Origin of the sequence: Actinomadura craniellae, from assembly GCF_003289645.1 — a bacterium.
GTDB lineage: Bacteria > Actinomycetota > Actinomycetes > Streptosporangiales > Streptosporangiaceae > Actinomadura_D > Actinomadura_D craniellae.
In genome coordinates, this window is sequence record NZ_QLYX01000004.1 from 241,237 (window position 1) to 258,760 (window position 17,524).

At 70.3% G+C, this 17,524-nt stretch carries 20 protein-coding genes and 3 tRNA genes; 3 read left to right on the top strand and 20 right to left on the bottom strand.

Going from position 1 to position 17,524, the window contains the following annotated elements; translation table 11 throughout:
- Positions 1–4 precede the first annotated feature (4 nt).
- The 11 genes from DPM19_RS10635 to DPM19_RS10685 all read right to left on the bottom strand — a co-directional run bounded on the left by DPM19_RS10635 (position 5) and on the right by DPM19_RS10685 (position 8,211).
- On the bottom strand, positions 5–850 hold the full coding sequence (locus DPM19_RS10635; RefSeq protein WP_111865610.1) for an MlaE family ABC transporter permease: 846 nt from the start codon (positions 848–850) through the stop codon (positions 5–7).
- Positions 850–1,710, bottom strand: a complete 861-nt coding sequence (locus DPM19_RS10640; RefSeq protein WP_111865613.1) for an MlaE family ABC transporter permease — start codon at positions 1,708–1,710, stop codon at positions 850–852. Before DPM19_RS10640 ends, DPM19_RS10635 begins: the two co-directional genes overlap by 1 nt.
- Positions 1,707–2,783 carry an ABC transporter ATP-binding protein gene (locus DPM19_RS10645; protein ID WP_111865615.1) on the bottom strand — a complete coding sequence of 359 codons (1,077 nt, stop codon included), beginning with the start codon at positions 2,781–2,783 and terminating at the stop codon, positions 1,707–1,709. Before DPM19_RS10645 ends, DPM19_RS10640 begins: the two co-directional genes overlap by 4 nt.
- Positions 2,784–3,177: 394 nt before the next feature.
- A complete protein-coding gene (rplL, locus tag DPM19_RS10650; protein ID WP_111865617.1) occupies positions 3,178–3,561 on the bottom strand; it encodes a 50S ribosomal protein L7/L12 in 384 nt (127 codons plus the stop codon).
- 55 nt (positions 3,562–3,616) lie between these two features.
- Positions 3,617–4,186 (bottom strand): 50S ribosomal protein L10, encoded by a 570-nt coding sequence (gene rplJ / locus DPM19_RS10655; protein ID WP_111865620.1) that lies wholly within the window; start codon positions 4,184–4,186, stop codon positions 3,617–3,619.
- Between the two features lie 351 nt (positions 4,187–4,537).
- Positions 4,538–5,380, bottom strand: coding sequence for a LolA-like protein (locus DPM19_RS10660; protein ID WP_111865623.1), 843 nt, complete (start codon positions 5,378–5,380; stop codon positions 4,538–4,540).
- Between the two features lie 246 nt (positions 5,381–5,626).
- Entirely contained in the window at positions 5,627–6,349 is a 723-nt protein-coding gene (rplA, locus tag DPM19_RS10665; RefSeq protein ID WP_111865625.1) for a 50S ribosomal protein L1, read from the bottom strand.
- An 80-nt stretch (positions 6,350–6,429) separates the two neighbouring features.
- Positions 6,430–6,861 (bottom strand): 50S ribosomal protein L11, encoded by a 432-nt coding sequence (rplK, locus tag DPM19_RS10670; protein ID WP_111865627.1) that lies wholly within the window; start codon positions 6,859–6,861, stop codon positions 6,430–6,432.
- 121 nt (positions 6,862–6,982) lie between these two features.
- Complete coding sequence (nusG, locus tag DPM19_RS10675) at positions 6,983–7,729, bottom strand: transcription termination/antitermination protein NusG (protein ID WP_233510027.1); 747 nt, start codon at positions 7,727–7,729, stop codon at positions 6,983–6,985.
- Positions 7,730–7,796: 67 nt separating this feature from the next.
- Entirely contained in the window at positions 7,797–8,039 is a 243-nt protein-coding gene (gene secE / locus DPM19_RS10680) for a preprotein translocase subunit SecE (protein WP_111865629.1), read from the bottom strand.
- Positions 8,040–8,137: 98 nt separating this feature from the next.
- Positions 8,138–8,211, bottom strand: a tRNA-Trp gene (locus DPM19_RS10685).
- A 148-nt stretch (positions 8,212–8,359) separates the two neighbouring features.
- Here DPM19_RS10685 and DPM19_RS10690 point away from each other — a divergent pair.
- Positions 8,360–9,580, top strand: a complete 1,221-nt coding sequence (locus tag DPM19_RS10690) for a pyridoxal phosphate-dependent aminotransferase (RefSeq protein WP_111865632.1) — start codon at positions 8,360–8,362, stop codon at positions 9,578–9,580.
- Between the two features lie 266 nt (positions 9,581–9,846).
- Positions 9,847–10,908, top strand: coding sequence for an adenosine deaminase (locus DPM19_RS10695; RefSeq protein WP_111865635.1), 1,062 nt, complete (start codon positions 9,847–9,849; stop codon positions 10,906–10,908).
- 22 nt (positions 10,909–10,930) lie between these two features.
- Here DPM19_RS10695 and DPM19_RS10700 read toward each other — a convergent pair whose 3' ends face one another.
- From DPM19_RS10700 to DPM19_RS10735, 8 genes are all read right to left on the bottom strand, one after another.
- Positions 10,931–11,518, bottom strand: coding sequence for a TMEM165/GDT1 family protein (locus tag DPM19_RS10700; protein ID WP_111865645.1), 588 nt, complete (start codon positions 11,516–11,518; stop codon positions 10,931–10,933).
- Positions 11,519–11,703: 185 nt separating this feature from the next.
- Positions 11,704–12,762 carry a UDP-N-acetylmuramate dehydrogenase gene (locus DPM19_RS10705; RefSeq protein WP_111865647.1) on the bottom strand — a complete coding sequence of 353 codons (1,059 nt, stop codon included), beginning with the start codon at positions 12,760–12,762 and terminating at the stop codon, positions 11,704–11,706.
- A gap of 34 nt (positions 12,763–12,796) precedes the next feature.
- Positions 12,797–13,222 (bottom strand): MaoC family dehydratase, encoded by a 426-nt coding sequence (locus DPM19_RS10710; protein WP_111865650.1) that lies wholly within the window; start codon positions 13,220–13,222, stop codon positions 12,797–12,799.
- Positions 13,222–13,659: a MaoC family dehydratase N-terminal domain-containing protein gene (locus tag DPM19_RS10715; protein ID WP_111865652.1), complete on the bottom strand. Its 438-nt coding sequence runs from the start codon at positions 13,657–13,659 to the stop codon at positions 13,222–13,224. The genes DPM19_RS10710 and DPM19_RS10715 overlap by 1 nt, the downstream gene beginning before the upstream one ends.
- Positions 13,660–13,793: 134 nt before the next feature.
- Positions 13,794–13,958, bottom strand: coding sequence for a 50S ribosomal protein L33 (gene rpmG / locus DPM19_RS10720; protein ID WP_026404241.1), 165 nt, complete (start codon positions 13,956–13,958; stop codon positions 13,794–13,796).
- 77 nt (positions 13,959–14,035) lie between these two features.
- Positions 14,036–14,109 (bottom strand) — tRNA-Met (locus DPM19_RS10725).
- A 242-nt stretch (positions 14,110–14,351) separates the two neighbouring features.
- A tRNA-Thr gene (locus DPM19_RS10730) sits at positions 14,352–14,424 on the bottom strand.
- Between the two features lie 52 nt (positions 14,425–14,476).
- Complete coding sequence (locus DPM19_RS10735; RefSeq protein WP_111865655.1) at positions 14,477–15,607, bottom strand: acyl-CoA dehydrogenase family protein; 1,131 nt, start codon at positions 15,605–15,607, stop codon at positions 14,477–14,479.
- Positions 15,608–15,701: 94 nt separating this feature from the next.
- Here DPM19_RS10735 and DPM19_RS10740 point away from each other — a divergent pair, with 94 nt between their 5' ends.
- The gene (locus tag DPM19_RS10740) at positions 15,702–16,751 is read left to right on the top strand and encodes a hypothetical protein (RefSeq protein ID WP_111865657.1); all 1,050 of its coding nucleotides are present in this window, start codon (positions 15,702–15,704) and stop codon (positions 16,749–16,751) included.
- A gap of 4 nt (positions 16,752–16,755) precedes the next feature.
- On the opposite strand, the gene DPM19_RS10745 is transcribed toward DPM19_RS10740, so the two are convergent.
- Positions 16,756–17,514, bottom strand: coding sequence for a hypothetical protein (locus tag DPM19_RS10745; RefSeq protein ID WP_325050210.1), 759 nt, complete (start codon positions 17,512–17,514; stop codon positions 16,756–16,758).
- Positions 17,515–17,524 lie beyond the last annotated feature (10 nt).

Genomic DNA, 17,524 nt, shown 5'->3' on the forward strand with positions numbered 1-17,524 from the left:
CCCGTCACCCCGCGATCCGCACGGTCGTGGTGGGTCCCCAGATCGCCAGGCCCATCAGCAGGTCGGCGATGTTGATCACCACGATGCTGGTCCGCACCGCCCGGCCGACCGCCACGCCGACGCCCGCCGGGCCGCCGCTGGCGTGGTAGCCGTAGTAGCAGTGGATCAGCATGACGATCACGGCGAAGACGATCACCTTGCCGAACGACCAGAGGATGTCGTACGGCGGTAGGAAGAGATTGAAGTAGTGGTCGTAGGTTCCCGGCGACTGCCCGTAGAACGTGGTGACGATCAGCCGGGTGGCGAAGTACGAGGACAGCAGCCCGATCACGTACAGCGGGATGACCGCGATCATCCCGGCCACCAGCCGGGTGGTCACCAGGAACGGCAGCGAGGGGACGGCCATGACCTCCAGCGCGTCGATCTCGTCGGAGATCCGCATCGCGCCGAGCTGGGCGGTGAACCCGCAGCCGACCGTGGCCGACAGCGCCAGCGCGGAGACCAGGGGCGCCAGTTCCCGCGTGTTGAAGTAGGACGACACGAACCCGGTGAACGCCGCCGTGCCGATCTGGTTCAGCGCGTTGTAGCCCTGCAGGCCCACCTGGCTGCCGGTGAAGAACGTCATGAAGCCGACGATCACCACGCTGCCGCCGATCACGGCGAGCCCGCCGGTGCCCAGGCTGACCTCGGCGAGCAGCCGCATCACCTCGGAGCGGTAGCGGCGCAGCACCCGGAACGTCCAGGCGAACGCCCGGGCGTAGAACGTGAGCTGGTGGCCCAGGTCGTCCAGCCGGTCGAGCGGGCGCGTCATGACCTTGGCGGTCCTGCCCGCCTTGCCCGGGGTCTCCATCACATCCCCTTCTGCGGGACGAACTGGAAGTACAGGGCGCTGATCAGGAAGTTCTCCACGAACAGCAACATGAAGGTGATCACCACGGTCTGGTTGACCGCGTCACCGACGCCCTTCGGACCGCCCGCGGCGTTCAGGCCCTTGTAGGCCGCCACCAGGCCGGCGGTGATGCCGAACACGAACGCCTTGATCTCCGCCTGGTACAGGTCGGGCAGCTGGGCCATCGCGTTGAACGACGCCAGGTAGGCGCCCGGGGTGCCGCCCTGCACCATCACGTTGAAGACGTAGCCGCCGACGATGCCGACGACGGAGACCAGGCCGTTGAGGAACAGGCCGACGAAGGCGCAGGCGAGCATCCGCGGCACGACCAGGCGGTGCAGCGGGTTGATGCCCAGCACCTCCATCGCGTCGATCTCCTCGCGGATCTTGCGCGAGCCGAGGTCGGCGCAGATGGCCGAGCCCGCCGCGCCCGCGATCAGCAGCGCGGTGACGATCGGGCTCGCCTCGCGGACGATCGCCGTCACGGCCGTCGCGCCCGTGTAGGACTGCGCGCCGAGCTGCCGGATGAGACCGCCGACCTGGAGGGAGAGGATGGCCCCGAACGGGATGGCGACCAGCGCCGTGGGGACCACCGTCACGCTGACGATGAACCAGGCCTGTTGGATGAACTCCCGCCACTGCAGGGGCCGCTGGAACATCGCCCGGAAGGTGTCGAGGCAGAGCGCGAAGAAGCGCCCCGGCTCCCGGACGGCCACGTTCGCGAGGCCGCCGGCGGCCGGGCGCAGCACAGCGCCCGGACCGCCGTTCCGGTTCCTGCCGAACTTCCCTGGCTGGTTCGCGCCTTCACCAGCACGGGTCATGCCCGGACGCCTCCCGGGGGTGGTGGCGTCTTGCCCGGACCGGGCTGGGTCACCGGCCCGGGCCGGGTCGGGGCGCCGGCCCCGACGGACATGGTCGCGACGTAGCGCGGCCACTCCTCCAGCCAGTTGCGGCCGAGCTCGTCGATGAACGAGCCGGCCGGCGGCGTGACGCCGTTCGCGCGCAGCCAGGCGCCGGGGGGCGACTGGGTCGGGCGGACCCGCCCGTTGCTGGGCAGCAGCTGCGGCGGGATGGGCGGCAGCCGGCCGGGGTCGTGGCCCATCTTGGCCTCGGCCTCCAGCTCGGAGACGTCCTTCTCCTCCGACATGCCGATCGGGCCGACCCGGCGGGCGTTGAGGAACTGCCGGACCACCGGCTCCTCGCTCGACAGCAGCATCTCGCGCGGCCCGCACATCACCAGCTGCCGGCGGAACAGCAGCCCGATGTTGTCGGGCACCGTCCGGGCGGTGTTGATGTCGTGGGTGACGATGAGGATGGTGGCGCCGATCTGCGCGTTCAGGTCGACGATCAGCTGGTTGAGGTAGGAGGTGCGGACCGGGTCCAGGCCGGAGTCCGGCTCGTCACAGAGGATGATCTCGGGGTCGAGCACCAGCGCCCGGGCCAGCCCGGCGCGCTTGCGCATCCCGCCGGAGATCTCTCCGGGGAGCTTGCCCTCGGCCCCGACGAGGCCGACCAGCTCCATCTTCTCCATGACGATCCGCTTGATCTCGCCTTCCTTCTTCTTGGTGTGCTCGCGCAGCGGGAAGGCGATGTTGTCGAAGAGGTTCATGGAGCCGAACAGGGCGCCGTCCTGGAACAGCACGCCGAACAGCTTGCGGGTCTCGTAGAGCTTGGACTCCGACAGCCGCGGCACGTCCTGGTCCCCGACCCACACGTGGCCGCGCTCGGGCCGCAGCAGGCCGATGAGCGTCTTGAGGAACACCGACTTGCCCGTACCGGAGGGCCCGAGGAGAACGGAGATCTCTCCGGCGGGCAGCGTTAGCGATACGTCTTCCCAGATGACCTGGCGGCCGAAGCGTTTGGTGAGGCCCTCGACCCTGATTTCGACGCCCACTCGTCACCTTTCGTCCAGGCCAGGCGGACTCCCCGGCCACTGAGCGAGTGACCCCGAACCCGGGCACCCGTCGTGACGTCCCGTTCACTACCGATCGGTAGGCGTGACGGGAGCACCACGTTAGCGACGAATCGGAGAAATGGAAGGGGGTTCCACCCGACGATTCACGCGAACCGGGCCATGTAAGCAAATCGTTACTTGTGCGACGAGGGTGACGAACGGGACACGATCGCCCGGTTCACCCCCACCGCACCGGACCGGCGATCTCGGAGCTCAGGGATCAGTTGCCGAAGCTAGAGCCGGGACATACCCGCGGACAAGTGACAAAAATGCAAAAGGCGGCCACTCCACTTGTCAGTGGAGTGACCGCCGCAGTGCTAAGCGGCCGCCGTCGTTACTTGACGGTGACGGAGGCGCCGGCCTTCTCGAGGGCCTCCTTGGCCTTGTCGGCCGTCTCCTTGTTGACCTTCTCCAGGAGCGCCTTCGGCGCGCCGTCGACCAGGTCCTTGGCCTCCTTCAGGCCCAGGCTGGTGAGCGCGCGCACCTCCTTGATGACCTGGATCTTCTTGTCGCCGGCACCCTCGAGGATGACGTCGAACTCGTCCTGGACGGGGGCTTCCTCGGCCGGGGCGGCCGGGCCGGCGGGGCCCGCGACCGCGACCGGCGCGGCGGCCTTGACGTCGAAGACCTTTTCGAACTCCTTCACGAACTCCGACAGCTCAAGGAGGGTCATCTCCTTGAAGACGTCGAGCAGCTCGTCGTTGCTGAGCTTCGCCATGGTGTGTTCCTCCGGTATTGCTACTGAACCAAGTTCGTTCTTGGGACCGCGGGGCTCAGCCCTCGGCGGGCTGGGTTTCCTCGGCAGGCGCCTCGCTGGTCTCGCCGGCCTCCTCGCGCTTGGTGCGCAGGGCGTCGGCGAGCAGCGCGAGCTGCGTCGGCAGGGCGTTGAACGTCGCGGCGGCATTGCCCATCGACGCCTTCATCGCACCCGCGAGCTTCGCGAGGAGCACCTCGCGCGACTCGAGGTCGGCCAGCTTGGTGATCTCGGTGGCGTCCATCGACTTGCCGTCGACGACCCCGCCCTTGATCACCAGCAGCGGGTTGGCCTTGGCGAAGTCACGCAGGCCCTTGGCGGCCTCGACCACGTCGCCCTTCACGAAGGCGATCGCCGACGGGCCTTCGAGCAGCTGCCTGAACTGCTCGTCGACCCCGGCCTCGCTCGCGGCGATCTTGGTCAGCGTGTTCTTCACCACGGCGAACCTCGCGTTGTCGCCGAGGTTCCGGCGCAGCTCGCCGAGCTGCGCCACGGTGAGCCCGCGGTACTCGGTCAGGACGGCGCCGCTGGAGTTGTTGAACTCGTCGGTGAGCTCGGCAACCGCAGCCGCCTTTTCGGCCTTCGCCATGGGCCTCCTTCCGAATTACCTAGGGGAAGCCGCCGGCGTGAGATCCGCAGGAAACACGAACGCCCCGGGCGCAGGCGCACGGGGCGGAACACGCGATCACCATTGATCTCGTGCGAGCTCTCGTCTCACCTGCGTGGGCCGTCCGCATTCGCTGCGGACCTTCGGTCACCCGGGTGGGTGACGACCGACGGTCTTCGGCAAGTCAAACTGTACAGGTATTGAGCGATGGTCCGCACCACGAGCCGGTCGGACTCCCGGGCCGCGAACGCGGCCGTGCGGGTATTGAGCAACGATCCGCGCCGGCCGCCTCCGGAACGGATCCGGAGGCGGCCGTGGGACAGCGTGCCGCGATCAGTTGCCGAACAGGCCGCTGAGCTCGCCGACCTGGTCGGCCGGCGGCGCCGAGACGGTCACCGACTTGCCGTAGTCGCTGTAGAGGACGGTGAGCGCCGCGCTCCCCCCACCGCTCTCCGCGCCCTTGGTGGTCAGCTTGCGGGGCAGGTGCTGCCCGTCCACCCACAGGTCGAAGTTCAGCTTGCCGTCCCCCTGCGGGTAGGCCTTCTGCAGCTTCTGCCGGGCCTGCGGGTCGAGCTGCGCCAGCGCCTCCTTGAGGGTCACCGAGCCCTGGTAGTGCGTGGTCTGCACCCCGTCGATCTTCTCGGTGCCCACCTTCCGGACGTTCTTGGACGCCGTCAGCATCTTGGTCTGCTCGGCCGGGTTGACCTTCTGGATCTGGTCAATCAGGCCGCCCAGGTCCACGCCGGTCCGCTGGTCAGCCTGGTTCACGTTCACCTTGAGCCAGGGCTTGCCGCCGGTGAACTGGGTGAGCCCCGCCGGCAGCTTCGCGTACAGCACCCGGTCGGTGAACACCGCCTGGGCACCCGCCCCGGTCAGCGACTGGCCGCCCCTGGCCAGCTCGTCCAGCCGGGCGCTGAACGCCAGCTCGGGCCGGAGCCGGAACTGCCCGCTGGCGCGGATCTTGGTCGTCGCGCCGGCCGCGGTGGTGCTCACCGTGAGCTCGGCGCGGAACGTGTCGGTCTGCCCGGCCTTCTTGGAGGTCTGGGTCAGGGCCTGCGCGGCGGTCAGCTTGATGTCCCCGGTGGTGCCCTGGTTTCCCGCCTCGCCCTGGCACCCGGTCAGAAAGAGGGTGAGAGTCGTGCCCACCGCGGCCGCTGCGGCGAATCGCAGCCTCATGTTCGGATCCTCTCTGATCGCCTGCTCGGTCGTGGTCCGACCCACTCGGTCATCGAGAGGTTGGACGCTGCCATACCGAGTCTTGTTCGTCCACCGATGGGCGGCATCCCCCGGTGGTACGAATACCGCCGGATTCGGTACCCCTGAAGGCGTAATCCACTCGGCGGGGCACGCTGAGCGGACATGCGAAGCGGGGCGCCCCCGGTGTCCGGGGACGCCCCGCTACGGCGTCGTGCTCGGGTGCGATCAGCCCGCGGTGCCCTCGAGCTCGGCCGTGAGGTTGCGGGTCACGTTGGGGTCGACCGGGATGCTCGGCCCCATCGAGGTGGTCAGCACCGCCTTCTTGACGTACCGGCCCTTGGCCGCCGACGGCTTGAGCCGCAGGATCTCCTCCAGCGCCGCCGAGTAGTTCTCGATGAGCTGGGCGTCGGTGAAGGACGCCTTGCCGATGATGAAGTGCAGGTTCGCGTGCCGGTCGACCCGGAACTCGATCTTCCCGCCCTTGATGTCGGTGACGGCCTTCGCCACGTCCATGGTCACGGTGCCGGTCTTGGGGTTCGGCATCAGACCACGCGGACCGAGCACCCGGCCCAGCCGGCCGACCTTGCCCATCATGTCGGGGGTGGCGACGACCGCGTCGAAGTCCAGGAAACCGCCCTGGATCTTCTCGATCATGTCGTCGGAGCCCACGTAGTCGGCCCCGGCCTCGCGGGCCTCCTCGGCCTTCGCGCCGCCGGCGAAGACCAGCACCCGCGCGGTCTTACCCGTGCCGTTCGGCAGGTTGACCGTGCCGCGGACCATCTGGTCGGCCTTGCGCGGGTCGACGCCCAGCCGCAGGGCGACCTCAACGGTCGCGTCGAACTTGGTGACGGAGGTCTTCTTGGCCAGCTGCACGGCCTCGGCCGGCGTGTAGAGCCGCTCCCGGTCGATCAGCTCCGCCCCCTGGCGGTAGCCCTTGCTGCGCTTCATGCTGCTCTCCTACTCGCTCGGTGAGAGTTCGTGGTCGAAGGGCTGCGCGAGCCCGTCCCACTGGTGTTCCGTTGCGGGTGTTACTTGACTTCGATGCCCATGGAGCGGGCGGTGCCGGCGACGATCTTCTCGGCGGCGTCGAGGTCGTTGGCGTTGAGGTCGGGCAGCTTGGTCTGCGCGATCTCGCGGATCTGGTCGCGGGTGACCGAGCCGACCTTGGTCTTGTGCGGCTCGCCGCTGCCCTTCTCCACCCCGGCGGCCTTGAGGATGAGCTGCGCCGCCGGCGGGGTCTTGGTGATGAAGGAGAAGGAGCGGTCCTCGTAGATGGTGATCTCTACGGGGATGACGTTGCCGCGCTGGGACTCCGTGGCAGCGTTGTACTGCTTGCAGAAGTCCATGATGTTGACGCCGTGCGGACCGAGCGCGGTACCGACCGGCGGCGCGGGCGTCGCCGCACCGGCGTTCAGCTGCACCTTGACGATCGCGGAGATCTTCTTCTTCTTGGGAGGCATGCCTCACCCTTCGTGTTCCGTTCGACGTCGGCCCCGACTCCCGCTTCGCGGGCAACGCGGCGGGCGGAACACAACCGCCGCGTTGGGACCATGTATGCGGACCGGCCCGAGGCCGGACCGGTCAGATCTTGGAGACCTGGTTGAAGGACAGCTCGACCGGGGTCTCGCGACCGAAGATCGACACCAGCACCTTGAGCTTCTGCTGCTCGGCGTTGATCTCGTTGACCGTCGCGGGCAGGGTGGCGAAGGGGCCGTCCATGACGGTGACCGACTCGCCCACCTCGAAGTCGACGGTGGCGGTGACCTTGCCGGGCTCGGCGCCACCGGCGCGCTTGACCGGCTCGGCCGGCTCGGGCGCGAGCAGGTTGGCGACCTCGTCCAGGTTCAGCGGGGACGGCTTGCTGGACAGGCCCACGAACCCGGTGACGCCCGGGGTGTTGCGGACCGCGGCCCAGGACTCGTCGGTCAGCTCCATCCGGACCAGGATGTAGCCGGGCAGCACCTTCTCGTTGACCTTCTGCCGCTTGCCGCCCTTGATCTCGGTGACCTCGTGCTGGGGCACCTCGACCTGGAAGATGTAGTCCTCCATGTTGAGCGACTGCGTGCGGGTCTCGATATTGGTCTTGACCCGGTTCTCGTAGCCCGCGTAGGAGTGGACGACGTACCAGTCACCCGGCTGCAGCCGCAGTTCACGCTTGAAGTCGGCGTACGGGTCGGGCGCGGGCTCGGCGGCCTCGTGGTCGTCGCCATCCGCCTCGGTGCCGCCGCTGAGCCCGGCGGAGACCTCCTCAGGGGTCTCCGCGGCGGCGGCCTCCGCCGACTCGGCCTGCTCGACGGCCTCGTCGTGGGGCATCGGGGACTCGGACACGCTGACTCTTTCTCTCGTACGACTGTGATGGTGGAACAGGGCGGTCCGCGGCTGTGATGCGGCTCGCTCAGCCGAAGACCGCGAAGACGGCCTTCTGCAGCCCCCAGTCGAGGCCCGAGACGATGCCGATCATGATCAGCACGAAGACCAGGGAGATCAGTGTGTAGTTGATCAGCTGGCTACGGGTCGGCCAGATGACCTTGCGCAGCTCGGCGGCCACCTGACGGACGAAGAGGGCGGGCGCAGTGCGCTTGCCCGCCGGCTTGCCCTTGTCTTCGGTCGCGGCGTCGCCGCGCGTGTCAGTCGCCATAGTGTCGCCGTTCACCTCATCGGTCATGTACTACGCCATGGTTGGCTCAGCGTATGCCACCTGTGAGAGGTGTGACCACGTACGCACACCGCACTCCGCAGGGCAGGAGGGACTCGAACCCCCAACCACCGGTTTTGGAGACCGGGACTCTGGCCAATTGAGCTACTGCCCTTCGCTGCGGAACCCCGCCGCACGGAGCGTCGCTGGACACGACCGTACGCCAAAGGCACCGCTAGGTAGGTGAGTGTACGTGGCCGAGGGCCTCCGCGTCGAACCGGGCAGGTACATCCGGCTGAACGTCGTGTCACGGGTCTGGAAGCATGGGAGGCATGAGCATCGACCGTCCTCGAATCTCCGCGCGGATCGCCGCGATCTCCGAGTCGGCCACGCTGGCCGTCGACGCCAAGGCCAAGGCGCTGAAGGCCGCGGGCCGCCCGGTCATCGGGTTCGGCGCGGGCGAGCCCGACTTCCCCACGCCCGACTACATCGTCGAGGCGGCGGTGACCGCCTGCCGGGTGCCGCGTTTCCACAAGTACACGCCGGCCGGCGGGCTGCCCGAGCTGCGCACCGCGATCGCCGAGAAGACCGAGCGCGACTCCGGCCTGAAGGTGGACGCCGCCCAGGTGCTGGTGACCAACGGCGGCAAGCAGGCCGTGTACGAGGCGTTCGCCGCGCTGCTCGACCCGGGCGACGAGGTGCTGCTGCCGGCGCCGTACTGGACCACCTACCCCGAGTCGATCAAGCTGGCCGGGGGCGTGCCCGTCGAGGTCGTGTCCGACGAGTCCACCGGCTACCGGACCAGCGTCGAGCAGCTGGAGGCGGCCCGCACCGACCGCACCAAGGTGCTGCTGTTCGTCTCGCCGTCCAACCCGACCGGCGCCGTGTACTCGCGGGCCGAGGTCGAGGCGATCGGGCAGTGGGCCGCCGAGCACGGGCTGTGGGTGGTCACCGACGAGATCTACGAGCACCTGGTCTACGGCGACGCCGAGTTCAGCTCGATGCCGGTCGCGGTCCCCGAGCTGGCCGACCGCACCCTGGTCCTCAACGGGGTGGCCAAGACCTACGCGATGACCGGCTGGCGGGTGGGCTGGCTGATCGGCCCGAAGGACGTCGTCAAGGCCGCGCAGAACCTCCAGTCGCACGCCACCTCCAACGTCTGCAACGTGGCCCAGGCGGCGGCGCTGGCCGCGGTGACCGGCGACCTGTCCGCGGTGGCCGAGATGCGCACCGCGTTCGACCGGCGGCGGCAGACCATGGTGCGGATGCTCAACGACATCCCCGGCGTGGTCTGCCCGGTGCCCGAGGGCGCGTTCTACGCCTACCCCTCCGTCAAGGGGGTGCTGGGCAAGGAGCTGCGCGGCCGGCGGCCGCAGACCAGCCTGGAGCTGGCCGAGCTGATCCTCGAAGAGGCCGACGTCGCGCTGGTGCCGGGCGAAGCGTTCGGCACCCCGGGCTACTTCCGCCTGTCGTACGCGCTGGGCGACGAGGACCTGACCGAGGGCGTCGCCCGGGTCGCCAAGCTCCTCTCCGAAGCCTCCTGAACCGGCCCGCGACGAAACTCCAAGCGTGATCCTTCAGGTTCCGGGGCGTCATAGCGCACCGGAACCTGAAGGATCACCTGGTGAGAGCGTGTGCGGCGATGATCCTTCAGCGTTCGGTGCGCTGTAGCGCCTCGAAAACCGAAGGATCACGTTGGGGGAGATCAACTAGGCGGTGATGGGCCGTCCGGGTCATCCGGCCTGGTCCGGGCGGGTGGTTCGCGCCGGTCGGCGTCCGGGGGGCGCGGGCGATCCGGCAACATTGGTTCATGGAGCCCCGTTCTGTTTTCGCACTTCCCAAGGCCCACCTCCACCTGCACTTCACCGGTTCGATGCGGCACTCGACCCTGGTGGAGCTGGCCGCCGAGCACGGGGTGCACCTGCCCGAGGCGCTGGTCGAGGACTGGCCGCCGCGACTGCGCGCCACCGACGAGCGGGGCTGGTTCCGGTTCCAGCGGCTGTACGACATCGCCCGGTCGGTGCTGCGCCGGCCCGAGGACATGTACCGGCTGCTGCGCGAGGCCGCCGAGGACGAGGCCGCCGAGGGGTCGGGCTGGCTGGAGATCCAGGTTGATCCGAGCGGGTACGCGGCGCGGTTCGGCGGGCTGACCCCCACCATCGAGCTGGTCCTGGACGCCGCCGACGTGGCCGAGGCCGCCACCGGGGTGGGGATCGGCCTGGTCATCGCCGCCAACCGTACGAAACACCCGCTGGACGCCAAGACCCTGGCCCGGCTGGCGGTGCGCCACCGGGACCGGCGGGTGGTGGGGTTCGGGCTGTCCAACGACGAGCGGCGCGGCCGGGCCTACGACTTCGAGGGGGCGTTCCGGATCGCCCGGCGGGGCGGGCTGCTGTCCGTCCCGCACGGGGGCGAGCTGCTCGGCCCGGCCAGCGTGCGCGAGTGCCTGGAGACGCTAGGCGCCGACCGGATCGGGCACGGGGTGCGCGCGGTGGAGGACCCCGCGTTGCTGGAGCAGATCGTCCGGCGCGGGGTGACGCTGGAGGTCTGCCCCTCGTCCAACGTGGGGCTGGGGGTCGCGCCCACCGCGGCCGACGTGCCGGTGCGGGCGCTGCTGGCGGCGGGGGCGCGCATCGCGCTGGGCGCCGACGACCCGCTGCTGTTCGGCTCCCGCCTGGCCCGGCAGTACGAGTTGGCCCGCACCGAGTACGGCTGCACCGACGCGGAGCTGGCCGAGCTGGCCCGCGCCTCGATCCGCGGCTCGGCCGCCCCGCCGGACGTCCGCAAGCGGCTGCTCGCCGGCGTCGACCACTGGCTGTCCCCGGTCGAGCCGTCCCGCCCGCGGCACCGCGCTCCGGCACGCTGCTCCTGAGCGGGCCGGCCGCCGGGAACCGTCAGAGCACGACCGTCAGGCCCTCCGCCAGGAGCAGGATGCCGAAGACCGCGAACGCGGCGGCGGCGCCGATCCTGATCGCCTGCTCGGGCAGCCGCCGGCCGAGTTGCCGCCCGGCGACGATGGCCAGCGCGTCGGCGGCGACCATGCCGACGGTGGAGCCGGCCCACACCCCGGCCAGGGCCCAGAACCCCGTCCCGTCGGCGGCCAGGGTGACGGTGGCGAGCATGGTCTTGTCGCCCAGCTCGGCCAGGAAGAAGGCGGTGCCGACGGCGAGGATCGCCGAACCGGTGGCCCTGGCGGCCTTGTTCTCCTCCTCCTCGTCGAGTTCGTCGCCCCGCCAGGTCCAGAGCGCGAAGCCGAGGAAGGCCAGCCCGGCGAGGATGGAGATCGGCCCGGTCGGCAGGGCGACGCCCAGCGCGGCGCCGAGGAGCACGCTGGCCAGGTGCACCACGGAGGTGGCCACCGTGATGCCGATCAGCACGGGGAGGGTGCGGAACCGGGTGGCGAAGGTCATGGCCATGAGCTGGCTCTTGTCGCCCAGCTCGGCAATGAAGATCACGACAAGACTGAGGATGAAGGCGGACACCGCTTCCCTTTCCGCTCGGCCGAGCGGAGGGCGGGCGGTGCGCGACCTCGGCCCGGCATGGCTGCCAGGCCGAAGGTCTCGTCCGCCCCGCGGAACGGGGCCCGCGCGACCGGGCGGAATGCGCCAGTATGTCGACCGCGCGATTGGGACTACTCCCCCTCGACGCGGATCAGGGTAACAAACCCCTAAAGCTCGACGCCGACCAGGACCGGCTCGTTGACGAGCTCGACGCCGAACGCGGCGTGGACGCCGTCGCGGACCTCGCGGGCCAGCTCCAGCAACTCCGCGGTGCTGCCGCCGCCCGGGTGGGTGAGCGCGAGGGTGTGCTTGGTGGAGATGCGCACCGGGCCGCGGGCGTGGCCCTTGCGGAAGCCGGCGCGGTCGATCAGCCAGGCGGCGGAGGTCTTGGCGCGCCCGCCGGACTCGGGGTAGCGGGGGAAGTCGGGGCCGGCCCGGTGTTCGAGCTCGGCCAGCGCGGCGGCGTCGAGGATCGGGTTGGTGAAGAACGACCCGGCGCTGCGGGTGTCGGGGTCGGCCGGGTCCAGCACCATGCCCTTGCGCCGGCGCAGTTCGAGGACGGCCTGGCGGGCGTCCTTGAGCGGCACCCGCGCGCCGATCTCCACGCCGAGGGTACGGGCGAGCTCGGCGTAGACGATCGGGCCCGACTCCCCCGTCTCCTCCAGCGCGAACGTGACGTCCAGCACCACGTACCGGTCGGAGCCCTTGAAGACGCTGTTGCGGTAGGTGAACTCGCAGGCGGCGCGGTCGAGGGAGACGATGCCGCGGGTGTGCCGGTCGTAGGCCCGGACCTCGGTGATGGTCTCGGAGACGTCCTGGCCGTAGGCGCCCACGTTCTGGATCGGGGTGGCGCCGATCCGGCCGGGAATGCCCGACAGGCACTCGACCCCGGCCAGTCCCTCGTCGGCGCAGCGGGCCACGAAGGGCTCCCAGTCCTCGCCCGCCCGGGCCCGGACGAGCACCCGCGGGGCGTCGCCGCCGACCGCCGGCAGCCGCTCCACCCCGCGGGTCGCCACGTGCACGACGATGCCGTCGAAGCCGATGTCGGAGACGACCAGATTGCTGCCGCCGCCCAGCACGAGCACCGGCTCTCCGTCGGTGTCGGCCTTGCCGACCGTGGCGACGAGATCGTCCTCGCTCACCGCCTCGACGAACCGCCGAGCCGGGCCGCCCAGGCGCAGGGTGGTGTATCCGGACAGATGGACCTGCTCGCACAGGACGGACATCGGTCTTCCTCCCCGCTCCCGGACGCTCCGCGGCTCAGGCGAGCCGGACGACGGCCTTGGCGCGGGTGAGGACCTTGGCGCCGGCGGACCGGGCCGTCAGCGCCACGACGACCTGGTTGTCGTCGCGCTTCTCCTCGACTTTGCCGCTGATCTCGATGTCGGCGCCGCCCTCGTCGGGCACCACGACGGGCGCGGAGAAGCGCACGCCGTAGCTCACCACCGCGCCGGGGTCGCCGACCCAGTCGGTGACGTACCGGCCGCCCTGGGCCATGGTGTACATGCCGTGCGCGATCACGTCGGGGAGACCGACCGCCTTGGCGACGCTCTCGCGCCAGTGGATCGGGTTGAAGTCGCCGGACGCACCGGCGTACATCACCAGGTTGGCCCGGTCGACGTGGTACGTCTGCGCGGGGAGTTCGGTGCCGACCTCGACGTCGTCGTACTTGACCTGCGCCGCCATCAGGCCCCCCGCTCCACGATCGTGTTGTAGGCCGTGCAGACCAGTTCGCCCTCGACGGTCTTGACCTCGGTCTCGATCTTCATCATCTCGTTGTTGCCGGCCGACTTGATGTCGGTGATGGTGGTCGAGCAGACGATCACGTCGCCGGCGCGCAGCGGGCGCTGGTACTCGAACCGCTCCTCGCCGTGGACCACCATCGCGTAGTTCAGGCCGAGCGCGGGGTCGAGCAGCGCCGGGCCGCCGAGCGAGACCACGATCGGGAAGGTCGGCGGGGCGATCACATCGGGGTGCCCGGCGGCCTTGGCGGCCTCGCTGTCGCGGTAGATCGGGTTGGCGTCGCCGATGGCGGTCGCGAACTCCCGGATCTTGACCCGGCTCACCTCGTAGGGCTCGCTGGGCGGGAAGGTCCGCCCGATGAAATCACGGTTCAGTGCCATGCAGTTTCCGTCCCTCCGGCGCACTCCGCGGTCTAGAGCGCGACCGTAACAGAATGACGTTCAGCCCGTCCTCGCGGGTCTACGCGGGGGCGGGCTGAAAACGTGAAAACGGTCTCGCGGCGAACGCGGTGATTTCAGCGCGTCTCGCGGTGCGGCCGGTGCGTGCGGCAGTTGGGGCAGTACTTCTTGATCTCCAGGCGGTCAGGGTCGTTCCGCCGGTTCTTCCGCGTGATGTAGTTGCGGTGCTTGCACTCCTGGCAGGCCAGCGTGATCTTCGGCCGTACGTCGGTGGCAGCCACGATGGAGTGCCTTTCTGGACTAGGGAAATGGACCAACAACACCTGCCCGCCGCCGGAAGGCGGATCGGACAAGGTAGTAGCGGAGGCCGGACTTGAACCGGCGACACAGCGATTATGAGCCGCTTGCTCTGCCTGACTGAGCTACTCCGCCGAGAGCGGCCGGGGGCGCCCGGCTAGCAAGGATACCGGACCTCCACCCGACTCAGGAACGAGAGAACCCGGGGGTCTCGGTTCCTTGAGCCCCGTCAGGGGTGGTGAGCCGCCATAGCTCGCCCATCAGGGCCGGTCAGAGGGTATCACAGGCCCCGGATGAGCGCGATTCGACCACTGCGCCATCGGGAAGAGGAAAGGCCGCTCCCCCATTACCCGGGAAACGGCCTGCCATCCTGCGAGAGCCCCTTTACGGAATCGAACCGTAGACCTTCTCCTTACCATGGAGACGCTCTGCCGACTGAGCTAAAGGGGCCTGCGTCGTGCGCGCGGTGTAACCATACACGCCCTTAGACCCCGATGTGAAATCAGTTGGCGAGCACCCGGCGGGCGATCACGACCTGCTGGATCTGGCTGGTCCCCTCGTAGATCCGGAACAGCCGGACGTCGCGGTAGAACCGCTCCACGGAGACCCCGCGCATGTACCCCATGCCACCGAAGATCTGCACCGCGCGGTCGGCGACCCGCCCCACCATCTCCGAACAGAAGTACTTGGCGCAGGAGGGGCCGAGCTTGGTGTCCTCGCCGGCGTCGAAGGCGCGGGCGGCCTCCAGCACCATCGCGCGCCCCGCGTACAGCTCGGTCTGGGAGTCCGCGATCAGTCCCTGGATGAGCTGGTACTCGGTGATCTTCTGCCCGCCCTGGCTCCGCTCGCGGGCGTACTCCACGGTGTCGTCCAGGATGCGCTGGGCCAGGCCCACGCAGACGGCGGCGATGTGCAGCCGGCCGTGCGCGAGGGAGGCCATGGCGGTGCGGAAGCCGGTGCCCTCGGCGCCGACCATCATGCTCGCCGGCACCCGGACGTCGGAGAAGAAGACCTCGGCGGTGTGCGTGCCGCGCTGGCCCATCTTCACGTCCTTGGGCCCGACCGACAGGCCGGGGGTGCCCTTCTCCACCAGGAAGGTGGAGATGCCCCGGGAGCCGGGGCCGCCGGTGCGGGCGAAGACCATGAAGACGTCGGCCTCGGGGGCGTTGGTGATGAAGCGCTTGGCGCCGTTGACGACGTACGCGTCGCCGTCCTTGACCGCGGTGGTGGTGAGGGTGCTGGGGTCGGAGCCGGCCTCGGCCTCGGTCAGCGCGAACGCGCCGATCACCTCGCCGGCGGCCAGCCGGGGCAGCCAGTGCTCCCGCTGCTCCGGCGTGCCGGCGTTGACGATGACCTGACCGGCGATGCCGTTGCTGGTGCCGAACATCGACCGGAAGGCCGGGCTCACGTAACCCAGTTCGAAGGCCAGCCGGACCTCTTCGCCCAGCGACAGGCCGAGCCCGCCGTACTCCTCGGGCAGGGCGTAGCCGAACAGGCCCATCTCCCGGGAGGTCTGGCGCAGCGACTCGGGGATCTCGTCGGTCTCCTCGATTTCCTCCTCGAGCGGGATCACCTGCTCCCTGACGAAGGCGCGTACCGCGCTGATCACATCGGCGAAGTCCTGGGCGTCCATCGGTCCCTCCCTGGCCGGCTATCCGAAGCAGGTCGAATTCTAGAATCATTTTCTAGTGTGTCGGGACTCGTCCCTTATGTCAGGCTTGGCCGTCATGAGTCAGGTCTTCCACCAGCTGTGCGAAGAAACAGTCCAGGCCGCGCTGGTCGAGGATCAGTCCTTCGGCAGCGTCCTGCCACGCCTCATCGACGAGGCGCGGCACGTCCCCGCCCCCGTCCTCTCCGCGGCGCTGCCCCGGCTGGCGCAGGGCGTCGCGGAGGCGCCGCCGAACCTGGGCGGCTGGCTGGCGGTCTGCGCGGGAGCCTGGGTCGAGAACGGCGCCGACCCCGACCCCGTCGGCACCGCGATCGTCGACCGGCTGACCGAGGTGGCGGCCGCCGCGCTGGCCTTCGCCGACGCCTGGGAGGCGGCCACCGGCGACAAGCCCCCGCACATGCAGGAGGAGCAGCCCTCCCAGCACGCGCTCAACGTGGTCTCGCCCACACTCGGCGAGGGCGGCGTCCCCGCGATGATGGCGTGGTTCTCGCTGCCGCAGTTCGCCATGGGCGCCTGCACGGTGCTCGCCCGGGGGCCGCGAGTCCGGGCCGCGGTGACCGACCGGCCGTTGAAGATCCTCGCGGCCGAGCGGTCCGCGCGGTACTGGGGCCAGATGGACTACGTGAAGGACCTGCTCCAGGTGCTGGACGACCACCCGCTGCTGGTCCTGGACCGGCAGACCCGGCGCGGCTGGATGGTCACGATCAGCGGGATCGGCGACAACTTCCAGCTGCACACCCTGCTGGCCGCCGCGCTGGTGGACCGCCCGCAGGGCGTGCCCGGCCGGGCCCCCGACCCGCGCTGGGTCGCCGCCTCCGGCGACGGCGACCTCCAGCCCGACACCCCGTCGGTGGTCGGCTGGTGGAACCTGGTGGACGCGCGCGGCGGATGGATCTGGAACGAGGGCGTGCCCGCGGACATCCCGGAGGTCAACGGCGTCCGGGTGGTGGTGCTCGACCCGCCGGCCTACGAGCGGGTGTGGAGCCCGGGCCGGCGGTTCCCGCTGATGCCCGGCTCGCTCACGGTGAACGGCACCTACACCGCCGACGAGCTGGCCGGCTGGTGGCCGCACATCGCCCCCGCACGGTCTCCCGGGCGCTCCGGCTGACCCCTCACCGGCGGGTGAGCAGGACCGCCGTCGCGTCGTCGTACCGCTTCCCCCGCGGCCCCGGCGGCAGCTCCGCCTCCGCGGCCCGGGTGCGCCGGATCACCTCCGCCGGCCCGTACCGGTCGAGCAGGTCGAGCAGGTCGCGCCAGCCGAGCAGCCCGAAACGCTCGACCAGCCGGGCCGCGCCGTCCGACAGCAGCGCGGCCCGCCGGACGCCGGTGGCGGACCCGGTGACCGCCTGGTGGGCGGCCTCCGGGCGGGTGCTCGCCACCCAGAAGCCGCCAGGTGCGTTGCGGGCCGCGCGGACGGCCTCGGCGGTGTAGGCGGGCAGCCGGTCGACCCGGTCGTCCCGGATCACCGCAGGCTCCGCCGCGCCGAGGTCGAGGACGATCGGGGAGTCGGCGAGCACCAGCCAGTCGAACTCCCCGGCCTCCCCGTCCCGGTGCCGCAGGATCGCCACGGCGGCGGACGGGCTGTCGGGGTCGTCCAGGTCGCACTCCGGGTGGGCGGCGCGGACGGCCTCGATGGCGCCGGCCAGCAGGTCGGGCAGCGGCTCGTGCCGCTCGGCGGCCAGGCCGCCGGCCAGCGCCCCGGCCAGCCGGCGCACCAGCCAGCCCGGCCCGTGCGCGCACCCCCCGTCCACCCCCGGCCGGGGGGTCGCCCCATCGAGCACGACCGCCCAGCCCGGGCCGGTCACCGCGTAGTCCTCGTTGCGGCGGCCCGGGGTGGGCTCGCTGGCCTGGACGATCAGCATTCCCTCCATGCCGGAAATG

Bases quoted from the DNA above. Each gene is read 5' to 3' on its own strand.
- DPM19_RS10635 (WP_111865610.1), bottom strand. From the start codon at position 850: ATGGAGACCCCGGGCAAGGCGGGCAGGACCGCCAAGGTCATGACGCGC.
- DPM19_RS10640 (WP_111865613.1), bottom strand. From the start codon at position 1,710: ATGACCCGTGCTGGTGAAGGCGCGAACCAGCCAGGGAAGTTCGGCAGG.
- rplL (WP_111865617.1), bottom strand. From the start codon at position 3,561: ATGGCGAAGCTCAGCAACGACGAGCTGCTCGACGTCTTCAAGGAGATG.
- rplJ (WP_111865620.1), bottom strand. From the start codon at position 4,186: ATGGCGAAGGCCGAAAAGGCGGCTGCGGTTGCCGAGCTCACCGACGAG.
- DPM19_RS10660 (WP_111865623.1), bottom strand. From the start codon at position 5,380: ATGAGGCTGCGATTCGCCGCAGCGGCCGCGGTGGGCACGACTCTCACC.
- rplA (WP_111865625.1), bottom strand. From the start codon at position 6,349: ATGAAGCGCAGCAAGGGCTACCGCCAGGGGGCGGAGCTGATCGACCGG.
- rplK (WP_111865627.1), bottom strand. From the start codon at position 6,861: ATGCCTCCCAAGAAGAAGAAGATCTCCGCGATCGTCAAGGTGCAGCTG.
- secE (WP_111865629.1), bottom strand. From the start codon at position 8,039: ATGGCGACTGACACGCGCGGCGACGCCGCGACCGAAGACAAGGGCAAG.
- DPM19_RS10690 (WP_111865632.1), top strand. From the start codon at position 8,360: ATGGGAGGCATGAGCATCGACCGTCCTCGAATCTCCGCGCGGATCGCC.
- DPM19_RS10695 (WP_111865635.1), top strand. From the start codon at position 9,847: ATGGAGCCCCGTTCTGTTTTCGCACTTCCCAAGGCCCACCTCCACCTG.
- DPM19_RS10705 (WP_111865647.1), bottom strand. From the start codon at position 12,762: ATGTCCGTCCTGTGCGAGCAGGTCCATCTGTCCGGATACACCACCCTG.
- DPM19_RS10710 (WP_111865650.1), bottom strand. From the start codon at position 13,222: ATGGCGGCGCAGGTCAAGTACGACGACGTCGAGGTCGGCACCGAACTC.
- DPM19_RS10715 (WP_111865652.1), bottom strand. From the start codon at position 13,659: ATGGCACTGAACCGTGATTTCATCGGGCGGACCTTCCCGCCCAGCGAG.
- DPM19_RS10735 (WP_111865655.1), bottom strand. From the start codon at position 15,607: ATGGACGCCCAGGACTTCGCCGATGTGATCAGCGCGGTACGCGCCTTC.
- DPM19_RS10740 (WP_111865657.1), top strand. From the start codon at position 15,702: ATGAGTCAGGTCTTCCACCAGCTGTGCGAAGAAACAGTCCAGGCCGCG.
- DPM19_RS10745 (WP_325050210.1), bottom strand. From the start codon at position 17,514: ATGGAGGGAATGCTGATCGTCCAGGCCAGCGAGCCCACCCCGGGCCGC.